Annotated in this window: 17 protein-coding genes; 15 read left to right on the top strand and 2 right to left on the bottom strand. The window is 55.4% G+C overall.

Going from position 1 to position 14538, the window contains the following annotated elements; translation table 11 throughout:
* The first annotated feature begins 123 nt into the window (after positions 1–123).
* From EKN83_RS08025 to EKN83_RS08015, 3 genes are all read left to right on the top strand, one after another.
* Positions 124–423 (top strand): ArsR/SmtB family transcription factor, encoded by a 300-nt coding sequence (locus EKN83_RS08025; protein ID WP_045286358.1) that lies wholly within the window; start codon positions 124–126, stop codon positions 421–423.
* Positions 424–432: 9 nt separating this feature from the next.
* Positions 433–954 carry a rhodanese family protein gene (locus EKN83_RS08020; RefSeq protein WP_126800637.1) on the top strand — a complete coding sequence of 174 codons (522 nt, stop codon included), beginning with the start codon at positions 433–435 and terminating at the stop codon, positions 952–954.
* 79 nt (positions 955–1033) lie between these two features.
* A complete protein-coding gene (locus EKN83_RS08015; protein ID WP_126800636.1) occupies positions 1034–1213 on the top strand; it encodes a hypothetical protein in 180 nt (59 codons plus the stop codon).
* Between the two features lie 38 nt (positions 1214–1251).
* On the opposite strand, the gene stpA is transcribed toward EKN83_RS08015, so the two are convergent.
* A complete protein-coding gene (stpA, locus tag EKN83_RS08010) occupies positions 1252–1656 on the bottom strand; it encodes a DNA-binding protein StpA (protein ID WP_025759726.1) in 405 nt (134 codons plus the stop codon).
* A gap of 493 nt (positions 1657–2149) precedes the next feature.
* On the opposite strand from stpA, the gene alaE reads away from it, so the two are divergent.
* Positions 2150–2599 (top strand): L-alanine exporter AlaE, encoded by a 450-nt coding sequence (alaE, locus tag EKN83_RS08005; RefSeq protein WP_025759727.1) that lies wholly within the window; start codon positions 2150–2152, stop codon positions 2597–2599.
* A 32-nt stretch (positions 2600–2631) separates the two neighbouring features.
* Here the strand turns inward: alaE and EKN83_RS08000 are convergent, their stop codons facing one another.
* Positions 2632–2976, bottom strand: coding sequence for a DUF2002 family protein (locus EKN83_RS08000; RefSeq protein ID WP_008502568.1), 345 nt, complete (start codon positions 2974–2976; stop codon positions 2632–2634).
* A 160-nt stretch (positions 2977–3136) separates the two neighbouring features.
* On the opposite strand from EKN83_RS08000, the gene EKN83_RS07995 reads away from it, so the two are divergent.
* The 11 genes from EKN83_RS07995 (at position 3137) to emrA (ending at position 14532) form a co-directional block, all read left to right on the top strand.
* Positions 3137–3463, top strand: coding sequence for a DUF883 domain-containing protein (locus tag EKN83_RS07995; protein ID WP_025759729.1), 327 nt, complete (start codon positions 3137–3139; stop codon positions 3461–3463).
* Positions 3464–3715: 252 nt separating this feature from the next.
* Entirely contained in the window at positions 3716–3955 is a 240-nt protein-coding gene (gene nrdH / locus EKN83_RS07990) for a glutaredoxin-like protein NrdH (protein WP_047959307.1), read from the top strand.
* Positions 3952–4362 carry a class Ib ribonucleoside-diphosphate reductase assembly flavoprotein NrdI gene (nrdI, locus tag EKN83_RS07985; RefSeq protein ID WP_032647987.1) on the top strand — a complete coding sequence of 137 codons (411 nt, stop codon included), beginning with the start codon at positions 3952–3954 and terminating at the stop codon, positions 4360–4362. Before nrdH ends, nrdI begins: the two co-directional genes overlap by 4 nt.
* Positions 4335–6479, top strand: coding sequence for a class 1b ribonucleoside-diphosphate reductase subunit alpha (gene nrdE / locus EKN83_RS07980; RefSeq protein ID WP_126800635.1), 2145 nt, complete (start codon positions 4335–4337; stop codon positions 6477–6479). Before nrdI ends, nrdE begins: the two co-directional genes overlap by 28 nt.
* A 9-nt stretch (positions 6480–6488) precedes the next feature.
* Positions 6489–7448, top strand: a complete 960-nt coding sequence (gene nrdF / locus EKN83_RS07975; protein WP_045286361.1) for a class 1b ribonucleoside-diphosphate reductase subunit beta — start codon at positions 6489–6491, stop codon at positions 7446–7448.
* A 330-nt stretch (positions 7449–7778) separates the two neighbouring features.
* Positions 7779–8990, top strand: coding sequence for a glycine betaine/L-proline ABC transporter ATP-binding protein ProV (proV, locus tag EKN83_RS07970; RefSeq protein WP_095450528.1), 1212 nt, complete (start codon positions 7779–7781; stop codon positions 8988–8990).
* A complete protein-coding gene (gene proW / locus EKN83_RS07965; protein ID WP_045286364.1) occupies positions 8974–10038 on the top strand; it encodes a glycine betaine/L-proline ABC transporter permease ProW in 1065 nt (354 codons plus the stop codon). Before proV ends, proW begins: the two co-directional genes overlap by 17 nt.
* A gap of 9 nt (positions 10039–10047) precedes the next feature.
* Positions 10048–11043 carry a glycine betaine/L-proline ABC transporter substrate-binding protein ProX gene (gene proX / locus EKN83_RS07960; protein WP_126800634.1) on the top strand — a complete coding sequence of 332 codons (996 nt, stop codon included), beginning with the start codon at positions 10048–10050 and terminating at the stop codon, positions 11041–11043.
* A gap of 160 nt (positions 11044–11203) precedes the next feature.
* Entirely contained in the window at positions 11204–12388 is a 1185-nt protein-coding gene (locus EKN83_RS07955) for an MFS transporter (protein WP_045286066.1), read from the top strand.
* Positions 12389–12702: 314 nt separating this feature from the next.
* Complete coding sequence (mprA, locus tag EKN83_RS07950; RefSeq protein ID WP_047959312.1) at positions 12703–13233, top strand: transcriptional repressor MprA; 531 nt, start codon at positions 12703–12705, stop codon at positions 13231–13233.
* 126 nt (positions 13234–13359) lie between these two features.
* Positions 13360–14532, top strand: a complete 1173-nt coding sequence (emrA, locus tag EKN83_RS07945) for a multidrug efflux MFS transporter periplasmic adaptor subunit EmrA (protein ID WP_126800633.1) — start codon at positions 13360–13362, stop codon at positions 14530–14532.
* Positions 14533–14538 lie beyond the last annotated feature (6 nt).

Here is a 14538-nt window from a genome sequence, read left to right as displayed (position 1 = left end):
TAGTCAGTTTATCGGTCTGCGCCAGTTCCATGCCTCGCTTTTACCCTCTTTTACGCTTTTGACACTGGCTTAATGCCCGCAATTATTTTAGCATTACCTTAATTAAGTAAATGCTAAATTATCATGACTGAACTCGAACAGCTTCAGGCCAGCGCAGAGCAGGCCGCCACCCTTTTAAAAGCGATGAGCAACCCACGCAGGCTGCTGATCCTCTGCACACTCTGCGGCGCGCCGGGGACCAGCGCAGGCGAACTGGCCCGCGCGACCGGCCTTAGCGCCTCTGCCACGTCGCAGCATCTGGCGCGTATGCGTGAAGAGGGTCTGATCGACAGCACCCGCGACGCGCAGCGCATTCTCTATTTCATAAAAAACGATGCGGTGCATCAGCTCATCAGCACCCTGAAAACCGTTTATTGTCCGTAAGGAGCCGCCATGTCACTTCCTCTGATTTCACCTCAACAGGCCAGCGCGCGCGTCGCAGAAGGGGCAAAACTGATTGATATCCGTGATGCCGACGAATACGCCCTCGAGCATATTCCTGTCGCCCAGTCCGTGCCGCTGGATGCTTTGTCCGCAGGGCTTAAAGCCGGTGCCGGTGACACGATAATTTTCCACTGCCAGTCCGGTGCCCGGACCTCGGGGAATGCCGATCGCCTTGCCCGGGCAGCCTCGCCTGCTCAGGCATTTGTGATCGAAGGGGGGATTCAGGGCTGGAAGCAGGCCGGGCTGCAGACCGTCGAAGACAGATCCCAGCCGCTGCCGCTGATGCGTCAGGTGCAGATTGCCGCCGGGCTGCTCATTCTGTGCGGCGTGGTGCTGGGCTATAGCGTCTCCGGCGGTTTTTTCCTGCTCAGCGGTTTTGTCGGAGCCGGGCTGCTGTTCGCCGGTGTGACGGGCTTTTGCGGTATGGCGAGACTGCTCAGGGTGATGCCCTGGAACCGGCGCACCTCGTAATCCGTCATCGGTGAAATACGCTGTACCCGACGTCCTGCGTGGGCTAAGGTGAAGATCGCTAAAACGATGAGGAGGTTCTATGTTTGCTGTCGGTGATTATGTACAACCGCGTCAGGGCGGGCCAAAACTGAAAGTGCTCGACGTGAAGGGGGATAGCATTGTGGTGGTGCAGGCCAGCAATGAAGAGGGTGAGAAATTTACCCTAAAAGCAGCAGAAGTCGTGCTGTATAGCGAAGAAGGTGATTTCGGCGTCTGCTAAACAGACATCCGGGCGGACGCTTCCGCCCGGCTCACGGATTAGATCAGAAAATCATCCAGTGATTTACCGTTAGCCAGCGCGCTGGCAATAGGCTTCGGCGTACGACCCTGGCCGGTCCACGTTTTCTCTTCACCGTTCTGGTCAATAAAGCGATATTTCGCTTCACGCGGTTTACGTTTTTTCACCGTTTTACCCGCCAGCGCCCGTTCAGAGTTCAGCAGTTCGGTTGGAGAAATACCATCGGCTTTCATCAGTTCCAGCAGGGCATTAATTTTTTCCTGCTGCTCAGCGCGCTGCTGTTCTAATTCCGCCAGCTCACTCCGTTTCTCTTCGGCAACGACCCTGACCTTTTCCAGCATTTCCTCAAGAACGTCCAGGGATAATTCACGCGCCATGGCGCGCAGAGTTCGGATATTATTAAGATTCTGTAACGTCAAAGACATATTATTTGAAAACCTTTTCTTTGGGTAAATAGATAAATCACCGAAAGAATAATTCATTTCTGTGAAAATATCTACCCACGGGTCCGCTCTGCCAATAATGCCAATACCTTTATATGTCACCCTTTATATTATCATATACGGTTTGCGGGGTATGTTTGCATTTATCTCTGACCACACTATAAATGGTCAACCTTAAGCCAAATTACAGCATTCTGCGCCACCCGGAACGACTCTTACACACACGTCAGCACCACCACCAATAACCAATTGTTTTTAAATAAAAAATTATTAAGCGGGACAGATTATAACGAACCGGCCAAAAAACAATCATTTTTAGAGAATTTTGTGGACAAAACGCGATTAAATAAAAATTAATCACTAGTTGTTAGTTCAAACACAGAGAGATACGCTATACACGTCAAACAAACCAACCTAAAGCACTATACGCTGCGGGAAAATCGTTTCTTTTGTGTTCTTCTCAAGGAGTTCAGCCATGTTCTCACCGCAATCACGCCTGCGCCATGCGGTAGCGGATACTTTCGCGATGGTTGTCTACTGTTCCGTCGTGAACATGCTGATTGAAATATTCCTCTCCGGAATGACCTTTGAGCAGTCACTTTCCTCTCGCCTGGTAGCGATCCCGGTCAATATTATTATTGCCTGGCCTTACGGTTTATACCGCGATGCGGTAATGCGTTTTGCGCGGCGACTCAGCCCCGCTGGCTGGGTGAAAAACCTGGCAGACGTTCTGGCGTATGTGACCTTCCAGTCTCCAGTTTACGTGGCCATTCTGCTGACGGTGGGGGCGGACTGGCACCAGATCGCGGCGGCAGTCAGCTCAAATATTGTGATTTCAATGCTGATGGGGGCGGTGTATGGCTATTTCCTCGACTACTGTCGCCGCCTGTTCAGGGTCAGCCAGTACAGCCAGGCAAAAGCGTAATGTGAAGCGACTGGCGAACGCCAGTCGCAAGTTTACTGTACGTCGCCAAACAGGCCTTTCAAAAACCGTTCCAGCGCCATACGCGAGCTGAAGCCATGCGGAATACCATAATGCTCATGCGTCTCGCCGCCTAAATAGAGCGGGAATTGCTGATAATGATCGCAGGTTTTAATATCCGAGGCTGGCTCAGCAAATGACAAACTTCTGTCTTTCAGCGTCGGGTGAATAATGAGAGCGGTACGTCCCATTCTTGCTTCACGATTAACGTAAACGTAATTCTCGCCACGGCGATAACCATACGCTTTTGGTGTCACCTCATCCATGGTGAATCCCTCTTTTTCAAGAACGCGCGCCACCTCATCAGGTCGTAAATACATATCTTTTCCTCGTTATCTTTTCCTGCCCGGCAACCTTACAGTATTCAGCATTAGCAGGGCTTTCAGAATAGTCCATAAACTGCCGGATAACGCGTGATGCGCTTCAGATATTAAATTTCTGAACTAAACTGAACGGGAACACAAGATTACGGAGGAACGTATGTTTAACAGACCGAACCGAAACGATATTAATGACGACGCGCAGGATATTCGTAATGATGTCAGCCAATTAGCGGATTCGCTGGAAGAGGTGCTGAAATCCTGGGGAAGTGGCGCGAAGGACGAAGCGGATGCGGCTAAACGTAAGGCTCAGTCTCTGCTCCGTGAAACCCGTGCGCGTCTGAACGGACGTACCCGTACGACTCAGGCGGCCTGCGATGCGGTCAGCTGCGCAACCACCTTCGTGCGCGAAAAACCGCTCTGCACGCTGGGCACGGTAGCGGCAGTCGGGATTTTCGTCGGAGCCCTGCTTAGCCTGCGTAAATAACGCCTTGTGAGATGTTTTTCTGCCCCGGTGGCCAGCGGCTACCGGGGCTTTTCTTTGCCCGAATGCCTGAAAAACCCGTACAGCCCGCCCTGCCCCGCTGTGCTCATCACAGGGGCGATATCAATCTAAATTTCCCATATCTTGTATGGTTGAAAGTTAAGACAACTACATCTAGTATTCCTTTTAGCAAGAGACACACAACCTGACGCGATGATTCGCGCCGCTCCCTCATTTTAAATGGAAATACGAATCATGAGCATTATTATTTACACACGTAACGATTGTGTTCAGTGCCACGCCACAAAACGTGCGATGGAAAGCCGTGGTGTGGCTTTTGAGATGGTGAATATTGACCAGCAGCCCGAGGCCGCCGACACCCTGCGCGCGCAGGGATTCCGTCAGCTTCCGGTCGTTGTCGCCGGGGAGCTTAGCTGGTCTGGTTTCCGCCCGGACATGATCAACCGCCTGAGCGCGCAGGCCGTCCGGGCATGAGTGGGCTGGTTTTCTTCTCCAGCAGCTCGGAAAACACGCTTCGTTTTATTGAGCGCGTCGGGCTGCCAGCGGTGCGCATTCCGCTTAACGAGCGGGAGCGCATCCGGGTAGAGGAACCGTACATTCTGGTAGTGCCGAGCTATGGCGGCGGCGGCACGGCGGGGGCCGTTCCCCGTCAGGTGATCCGCTTTCTCAACGATCCTCATAACCGCGAGCTGATCCGCGGCGTGATTGCGGCGGGCAATCGCAATTTCGGCGATGCCTTTGGCCGCGCCGGGGATGTCATCTCTCAAAAATGCGGCGTGCCGTATCTCTATCGCTTCGAGCTCATGGGGACACAACAGGACGTCGAAAACGTGCGTAAAGGAGTGAACGAATTTTGGCAACGACAACCGCAGAACGGGTAATTCAGGCGACGCCGGATTACCACGCATTAAACGCAATGCTTAACCTCTACGATCGTCAGGGGCGCATTCAGTTCGGGAAAGATCGCGAGGCGGTGGACGCCTTTTTTGCCGCCCATGTGCGACCCAACAGCGTGATCTTTGCGAGCCAGAATGAGCGCCTCGACTATCTGATCAAAGAGGGCTACTACGACGCACGCGTCCTGTCCCGCTATCAACGCCCCTTCGTTGTGAAGCTTTTTGAACGCGCGCACGCCAGCGGTTTTCGTTTCCAGACCTTCCTTGGCGCATGGAAGTACTACACCAGCTACACCCTGAAAACCTTTGACGGTAAACGCTACCTGGAAAGCTTTGAAGATCGCGTAGTGATGGTGGCGTTGACGCTGGCGCAGGGTGATGAAGCGCTGGCGCAACGGCTAAGCGATGAGATCCTCTCCGGGCGCTTCCAGCCCGCCACGCCAACCTTCCTCAACTGCGGCAAGGCCCAGCGCGGCGAGCTGGTCTCCTGCTTCCTGCTGCGTATTGAAGACAATATGGAGTCAATTGGCCGCGCGGTGAATTCAGCGCTACAGCTTTCCAAACGTGGCGGCGGCGTGGCGTTTTTGCTCTCTAACCTGCGTGAAGCCGGGGCGCCGATCAAGCGCATCGAAAACCAGTCCTCCGGGGTGATCCCGGTGATGAAGATGCTGGAAGATGCCTTCTCCTATGCCAACCAGCTTGGCGCGCGTCAGGGTGCAGGCGCTGTTTACCTGCATGCGCACCATCCGGATATTCTGCGGTTTCTGGATACCAAACGCGAAAACGCCGACGAAAAAATCCGTATCAAAACCCTGTCGCTGGGGGTGGTGATCCCGGATATTACCTTCCGGCTTGCCAAAGAGAATGCTGAGATGGCGCTCTTCTCGCCGTATGACATCGAGCGAATTTACGGCAAAGCCTTTGGCGATGTGGCCATCAGCGAGCGCTACGACGAACTGGTGGCCGACGATCGTATTCGCAAAAAATATATCAACGCCCGCGATTTCTTCCAGACGCTGGCCGAAATTCAGTTTGAGTCCGGCTATCCGTACATCATGTACGAGGACACGGTGAACCGCGCCAACCCGATTGCCGGGCGCATCAACATGAGCAACCTGTGCTCGGAGATTTTGCAGGTCAACAGCGCGTCCCGCTATGACGAGAACCTCGACTACGCGGAGATCGGCAAGGATATCTCGTGCAACCTCGGGTCGCTGAATATTGCCCATACCATGGATTCCCCCGACTTTGGCCGCACGGTGGAGACGGCCATTCGCGGCCTGACGGCGGTGTCGGACATGAGCCACATCCGCAGCGTGCCGTCCATTGAAGCAGGTAACGCCGCGTCGCACGCTATCGGGCTTGGGCAGATGAACCTGCACGGCTATCTGGCGCGGGAAGGCATTGCCTACGGCAGCCCGGAAGGGCTGGATTTCACCAATCTCTATTTTTACACCATCACCTGGCATGCGCTGCACACCTCGATGATGCTGGCGCGCGAGCGTAACCAGCGCTTCGCGGGCTTTGAGCACTCCCGCTACGCCAGCGGAGAGTATTTCAGCCAATACCTGGAAGGCGACTGGCAGCCGAAAACAGCGCGAGTGCGTGAGCTGTTTGCCCGCGCCGGGATCGTTCTGCCGACGCGCGAGATGTGGCAGCAGTTGCGAGATGACGTGATGCGTTACGGCATCTATAACCAGAACCTACAGGCGGTGCCGCCAACCGGGTCAATCTCCTACATCAACCACGCCACGTCGAGCATTCACCCGATTGTGTCAAAAATAGAGATCCGTAAGGAAGGCAAAACCGGGCGCGTTTACTACCCTGCCCCGTTTATGACCAATGAGAACCTGGCGCTGTATCAGGACGCGTACGAGATCGGCCCGGAGAAAATCATCGATACCTACGCCGAGGCGACAAAACATGTGGATCAGGGGCTGTCGCTGACGCTCTTCTTCCCCGACACCGCCACCACGCGGGATATCAATAAAGCGCAGATCTACGCCTGGAAAAAAGGCATTAAAACGCTCTACTACATTCGCCTGCGCCAGCTTGCGCTGGAAGGCACCGAAATTGAAGGCTGCGTGTCCTGCGCGCTGTAAGGAGAAAGGATGAAACTGTCACGCGTGAGCGCCGTTAACTGGAACAAAATCCAGGACGACAAAGATCTGGAAGTGTGGAACCGGCTGACCAGCAACTTCTGGCTGCCGGAAAAAGTCCCGCTCTCCAACGATATTCCGGCCTGGCAAACGCTCAGCCACGCCGAACAGCAGCTGACGATCCGCGTCTTTACCGGTCTGACGCTGCTGGACACCATCCAGAATACCGTCGGCGCACCCGCCCTGATGCATGATGCGCTGACGCCTCACGAAGAGGCGGTGATGTCCAACATCAGCTTTATGGAGGCGGTGCACGCCCGTTCCTACAGCTCGATATTCTCCACGCTGTGCCAGACCAAAGATGTGGATGCAGCGTACCGCTGGAGTGAGGAGAGCGAGTCATTGCAGCGCAAGGCCCGCCTGGTGCTGGACTATTATCAGGCTGATGAGCCGCTGAAGAAGAAAATCGCCAGCGTGTTCCTGGAATCTTTCCTCTTCTATTCCGGCTTCTGGCTGCCAATGTACTGGTCGAGCCGCGGCAAGCTGACCAACACCGCCGATTTGATTCGCCTTATCATCCGCGATGAAGCGGTACACGGGTATTACATCGGCTATAAATATCAGAAAGGACTTGAGAAAGTCAGCGAGACGAAGCGTGAGGAGCTCAAAGGGTTTGCGCTCGATTTGCTGATGGATCTGTACGACAACGAGCTGAGCTATACCGAGGAACTGTACGCCGGTACCGGCTGGGAGGAGGACGTGAAGGCCTTCCTCTGCTACAACGCCAACAAGGCGCTGATGAACCTGGGGTACGACGCGATGTTCCCGCCGGAGATGGCGGAGGTCAACCCGGCGATTCTGTCCGCGCTGTCGCCCAACGCCGACGAAAACCACGATTTTTTCTCGGGCTCGGGGTCGTCGTACGTGATGGGTAAAGCGGTGGAAACGGAGGACGAAGACTGGGATTTTTAATGAACGCTAACGTTCGTTAATTTAATATAAACCCAACATTTTTCTCTCGAATATTTACAAAGCGACTACACTGTCATTTCCACGTCATATTCGCCTGAATCGTCATGTTCAGGCGAAATTCCCTGATGCCACAGCAAAAAATTGAGAAAAATTCAAACCACGCTCAGCCCTTTACTCATGGGAAATTCAGCCGTTTCGCTTACCTGAAAATTCACGTCATAAGCAAACACAGGGTTGTCTCAGATTCTGAGTATGTTAGGGTTATGCCCGTTAACAATTTACCATGGTAATCATATCGACATAAACAAATAACAGGACACTCTCTATTGCATGGCAATTAAATTAGAAGTGAAAAATCTTTATAAGGTATTTGGCGAGCATCCACAGCGCGCATTCAAATATATTGAGAAAGGCCTTTCGAAAGAGCAAATTCTGGAAAAAACCGGGCTATCGCTTGGCGTGAAAAACGCCAGTCTGGCCATTGAAGAAGGCGAGATTTTTGTCATCATGGGATTATCCGGTTCGGGTAAATCCACTATGGTTCGCCTTCTCAATCGCCTGATTGAACCCACCCGCGGGCAGGTGCTGATTGACGGCGTGGATATCGCCAGAATATCCGACGCTGAGCTTCGCGAGGTGCGCAGAAAGAAGATTGCGATGGTGTTCCAGTCATTCGCGCTGATGCCGCACATGACGGTGCTGGATAATACCGCCTTTGGCATGGAATTGGCCGGTACGCCCGCTCAGGAACGTCAGGAAAAAGCCCTTGATGCGCTGCGTCAGGTCGGGCTGGAAAATTATGCCCATGCGTACCCGGATGAACTTTCCGGCGGTATGCGCCAGCGCGTGGGATTAGCCCGCGCATTAGCCATTAATCCGGATATTTTATTAATGGATGAAGCCTTCTCGGCCCTCGACCCATTAATTCGCACCGAGATGCAGGATGAGCTGGTAAAATTACAGGCGAAACATCAGCGCACCATTGTTTTTATTTCTCACGATCTGGATGAAGCCATGCGAATTGGCGACCGTATTGCCATTATGCAAAATGGTGAAGTGGTGCAGGTCGGCACGCCGGATGAAATTCTCAATAATCCGGCCAATGATTATGTGCGCACCTTCTTCCGTGGCGTGGATATTAGCCAGGTCTTTAGCGCCAAAGATATTGCCCGCAGAACGCCCAACGGCATTATCCGTAAAACGCCCGGTTTTGGCCCGCGCTCGGCCCTCAAGCTGCTGCAGGACGAAGACCGTGAATACGGTTATCTGGTTGAACGCGGCAATAAATTTGTTGGCGTTGTCTCCATCGACTCTCTGAAAACCGCCCTTGGCGAAAACCAGGGAATCGATGCGGCGTTAATTGACGCTCCGCTTGCCGTGGACGCCGAAACGCCGCTCAGCGAGTTGCTCTCTCACGTCGGCCAGGCGCCATGCGCCGTGCCGGTCGTGGATGAGGAACAACAGTACGTCGGCATCATCTCAAAACGTATGTTGCTGCAGGCTTTAGATCGCGAGGGGGCAAACAATGACCGATCAATCTAACCCGTGGGGTACCACTGAAGCCGCGGACAGCGCGGCGCAATCTGCCGATGCGTGGGGCTCCACGCCAGCTCCTGCCGACGGTGGGGGTGCGGCAGACTGGCTGAACAGCGCGCCCGCGCCTGCGCCAGAGCATTTCAATATTATGGATCCGTTCCACAAGACGCTGATCCCGCTGGACAGCTGGGTCACGGAGGGGATCGACTGGGTGGTCACTCACTTCCGCCCGCTCTTCCAGGGGATCCGCATCCCGGTGGATTACATCCTTAACGGCTTTCAGCAGCTGATGCTGGGCATGCCGGCGCCGGTGGCGATTGTGCTGTTTTCCCTGATCGCCTGGCAGTTTGGCAGCGCGGGGATGGGGATCGCCACGCTGATCTCATTGATTGCGATCGGTGCCATCGGAGCCTGGTCGCAGGCGATGATCACCCTGGCGCTGGTGCTGACCGCCCTGCTCTTCTGCATTGTTATCGGCCTGCCGATGGGGATCTGGCTGGCGCGCAGCCCGAGGGCGGCGAAGATCATTCGTCCCCTGCTGGATGCGATGCAAACCACACCGGCGTTCGTCTATCTGGTACCTATCGTCATGCTGTTCGGCATCGGCAACGTGCCGGGGGTCGTGGTGACCATTATCTTCGCCCTGCCGCCGATTATTCGTCTGACCATTCTGGGCATTAACCAGGTCCCTGCGGATCTGATCGAAGCGTCACGCTCGTTTGGCGCCAGCCCGCGTCAGATGCTGTTTAAGGTTCAGCTCCCGCTGGCAATGCCGACCATCATGGCAGGCGTTAACCAGACGCTGATGCTGGCGCTGTCGATGGTGGTGATTGCCTCGATGATTGCCGTAGGCGGTCTCGGTCAGATGGTGCTGCGCGGCATTGGCCGTCTCGACATGGGGCTGGCTACCGTTGGCGGCGTAGGGATTGTGATCCTCGCCATTATTCTTGACCGCCTGACCCAGGCCGTCGGTCGTGATTCACGCAGTCGCGGCAACCGTCGCTGGTACACCACCGGCCCCGTCGGGTTACTCACCCGCCCATTCATTAAATAAGGAACAACGATGCGACAGAGCGTACTTTTTGCCACAGCGTTTGCCACCCTTGTCTCCACCAGCGCATTCGCCGCTGACCTGCCGGGCAAAGGCATTACCGTGCAGCCGGTGCAGAGCACCATTTCGGAAGAGAGCTTCCAGACCCTGCTGGTCAGCCGCGCGCTGGAGAAGCTGGGCTACACGGTTAACACGCCGAGCGAAGTGGATTACAACGTCGGCTACGCCTCGATTGCCTCCGGTGATGCCACCTTTACCGCCGTAAACTGGCAGCCGCTGCACGACGATATGTATGCCGCCGCCGGCGGCGATAAGAAATTCTACCGCGAAGGCACCTTTGTAACCGGTGCGGCCCAGGGGTATCTGATCGACAAGAAAACCGCCGACCAGTATCACATCACCAATATTGCGCAGCTGAAAGATCCGCAGATCGCGAAGCTGTTCGACACCAACGGCGATGGTAAAGCCGACATGATGGGCTGCTCGCCGGGCTGGGGTTGTGAAGCGGTGATTAACCACCAGAACAAAGCGTTTGATCTGGCGAAAACGGTCGAGGTGAGCCACGGCAACTATTCGGCAATGATGGCCGACACCATCGCCCGCTTCAAAGAGGGCAAACCGGTGATCTATTACACCTGGACGCCATACTGGGTGAGCGACGTGCTGAAGCCGGGTAAAGACGTGGTGTGGCTGCAGGTGCCGTTCTCCTCCCTGCCGGGCGAGCAAAAGGATATCGACACTAAACTGCCGAACGGCATGAACTACGGTTTCCCGGTGAACACCATGCACATCGTCGCCAACAAAGCCTGGGCAGAGAAAAACCCGGCGGCGGCGAAGCTGTTCTCGGTGATGAAGCTGCCGCTGGCGGACATTAACGCCCAGAACGCAATGATGCATGCGGGCAAATCCTCTGAGGCGGATGTGAAAGGTCATGTGGATGGCTGGATCAAAGCCCACCAGCAGCAGTTTGACGGCTGGGTGAAAGAGGCGCTTGCGGCGCAGAAGTAAAAATACACCCCTCACCCCGGCCCTCTCCCCAAAGGGGAGAGGGCCGGGGTGAGGGGCCCAAACCGCACAATCCATCACGTAACAATCCCCCACTATTCACAATCATTAGCTATTATGGTTTCCGGAAAAATAATCACTTCACTAACGATTCCTGAAACTAATGACCAAAACAACTCAAGGGCTTAGCCCCACACTCATCCTTTTAATGTCCGTGGCAACGGGTCTGGCGGTCGCCAGCAACTACTACGCGCAACCTCTTCTCGACACCATCGCCCGCGCGTTCAACCTCTCTGCCAGCTCCGCAGGCTTTATTGTTACGGCCGCGCAGCTTGGCTATGCCGCCGGGCTGCTGTTCCTGGTGCCGCTGGGCGATATGTTTGAACGCCGGATGCTGATTGTCTCAATGACCCTGCTGGCCGCCGGCGGCATGTTGATCACCGCCAGCAGCCAGTCGCTGACGATGATGATCGTCGGTACCGCGCTTACGGGGCTGTTCTCCGTGGTGGCACAAATTCTGGTGCCTCTCGCGGCGACCCTCGCCTCCCCGGAAAAACGCGGCAAGGTGGTGGGTACCATTATGAGCGGCCTGCTGCTGGGGATTTTGCTGGCGCGTACCGTTGCAGGACTGCTGGCAAGCCTCGGCGGCTGGCGCACCGTTTACTGGGTGGCGAGCGTCCTGATGGTCGTTATGGCACTGGCGCTGTGGCGCGGGCTGCCGAAGGTGAAGCAGGAGAACCACCTGAACTATCCGCAGCTGCTGGCCTCCGTGTTTAGCCTGTTCACGCAGGATAAACTTCTGCGCACCCGCGCTCTGCTCGGCTGTTTCACCTTCGCTAACTTCAGCATTCTGTGGACGTCGATGGCGTTTCTGCTTGCCGCCCCGCCGTTCAATTATTCCGAAGGGGTGATTGGTCTGTTCGGTCTGGCCGGTGCCGCTGGCGCACTGGGCGCGCGTCCCGCGGGCGGGCTGGCCGACAAGGGCAAATCTCACCTGACCACCTCCGCAGGGCTGATTTTACTCCTGCTCTCCTGGGCGGCAATCTGGTACGGGCATGTGTCGGTGCTGGCGCTGATCGTCGGTATTCTGGTGCTCGATCTCACCGTGCAGGGCGTTCATATCACCAATCAGACCGTGATTTACCGCGTGAAGCCAGAGGCGCGTAACCGCCTCACGGCCGGATACATGACCAGCTACTTTATTGGCGGCGCAGCGGGTTCGCTCATTTCCGCCTCGGCGTGGCAGCATGCCGGCTGGTCCGGCGTGTGTGGGATTGGCGCCATCGTTGCCGCACTCAACCTGGTGGTATGGTGGCGCGGCTACCATCGCCAGGAGGCAATTCATTAAGTTTTACATTGCGTTGGGCCTCTTAGGGTGTAAAGAGGCCCCTCAGTCTGTTAATGTAAACGTAATCATTTATCCCAGAAATTTTAATGTGGGTGACATATTTACAATCGGCATGAACAGTTCAGACCCCCGTCCTCACATCCTCTCTTCAGCGGGTTCACACCCTACCCTTTCTGTGCTCACCGGGTCACGGACTTACCCGGCGCTTTCTGATGGTGACATTAATTTGGCGGATATAACCGCACAAATAATTCATTTACATTATTTGTCACCGTCGTTACTATATCGGCTGTAATTAATGAGGTTATGCCCAAATGGATAGTTCGTTTACGCCCATTGAACAAATGCTTAAATTCCGCGCCAGTCGCCATGAGGACTTCCCGTACCAGGAGATCCTGCTGACTCGCCTGTGCATGCACATGCAGGGTAAGCTACTGGAAAACCGTAATAAAATGCTGAAAGCTCAAGGGATTAACGAGACGTTGTTTATGGCGTTGATTACGCTGGAGTCTCAGGAAAACCATAGCATTCAGCCTTCCGAATTGAGCTGCGCGCTGGGCTCCTCCCGTACCAATGCGACCCGTATTGCCGATGAGCTTGAAAAGCGTGGCTGGATTGAACGCCGTGAAAGCGACAACGATCGCCGCTGCCTGCATCTGCAACTGACCGACAAAGGTCACCAGTTCCTGCGTGAGGTGCTGCCACCTCAGCACAATTGCCTGCACAAACTGTGGTCCGCCCTCAGCGCTGCCGAGCGCGACCAGCTTGAGCACATCACTCGCAAGCTGCTCACCCGTCTGGACCAGATGGATGAAGACGGCGCCGTTCTTGAGGCGCTGCGCTAACGCGACGACACGCTCAACCATCCAGATTCATAAGAAAACCGACAGGCCAGCACGTCACACTGCTGGCCTTTCTGACAACAGGTCGGCTCAGCCGATGTGAAAATAAGAAGATCGTGGAGAACAACAATGAGCGCAAATGCGGAGAGCACTACCCCGCAGCAACCGGCCAATAAGAAAGGCAAACGTAAGAGCGCCCTTCTTCTGTTGACCTTGCTCTTTATCATTATTGCCGTGGCATATGGGATCTATTGGTTTTTAGTACTGCGTCATGCTGAGGAAACAGACGACGCGTACGTGGCAGGGAACCAGGTACAAATTATGGCGCAGGTGTCGGGCAGCGTGACGAAAGTCTGGGCTGACAATACCGACTTTGTGCAAAAAGGCGATGTGTTGGTGACCCTCGATCCGACCGACGCCCAGCAGGCATTTGAGAAAGCGAAGACCGCGCTGGCCTCCAGCGTCCGTCAGACCCGCCAGCTGATGATCAACAGCAAACAGCTGCAGGCCAACATCGACGTGCAGAAAACCGCACTCGCCCAGGCGCAGAGCGACCTGAACCGCCGCGTACCGCTCGGCAGCGCCAACCTGATTGGCCGTGAAGAGCTGCAGCACGCGCGTGACGCCGTTGCCAGCGCTCAGGCACAGCTGGATGTCGCCATTCAACAGTACAACGCCAACCAGGCGATGGTGCTGGGCACCAGCCTCGAAAACCAGCCAGCCGTACAGCAGGCCGCGACTGAAGTGCGCAACGCATGGCTTGCCCTGCAGCGTACCAAAATCGTCAGCCCGATGACCGGCTATGTCTCCCGCCGTTCCGTCCAGCCAGGGGCGCAGATTAGCCCTACCACCCCGCTGATGGCGGTCGTGCCGGCGGACAATCTGTGGGTTGATGCCAACTTTAAAGAGACGCAGCTCGCCCATATGCGTATCGGCCAGACCGCGACGGTTATCAGCGACATCTACGGCGATGACGTGAAGTACACCGGGAAAGTGGTTGGTCTGGATATGGGGACCGGCAGCGCCTTCTCCCTGCTGCCCGCGCAGAACGCCACCGGTAACTGGATCAAAGTGGTCCAGCGTCTGCCTGTACGTATTGAACTGGATGCCAAACAGCTGGCGGATCACCCGCTGCGTATCGGCCTCTCTACGCTGGTGACGGTCGACACCGCCAACCGCGACGGTCAGATCCTGGCAAGCCAGGTGCGTAGCAGCCCGGCGTATGAGAGTAACGCCCGTGAAATTAGCCTCGATCCGGTCAACAAGCTGATCGATGACATCGTGAAGGCAAACGCCGGTTAATCCGAA

It is taken from the genome of Enterobacter sp. WCHEn090032 (assembly GCF_003986875.1).
GTDB classification, from domain to species: Bacteria; Pseudomonadota; Gammaproteobacteria; order Enterobacterales; family Enterobacteriaceae; genus Enterobacter; species Enterobacter sichuanensis.
This window is presented reverse-complemented; position numbering and strand designations above follow the sequence as displayed.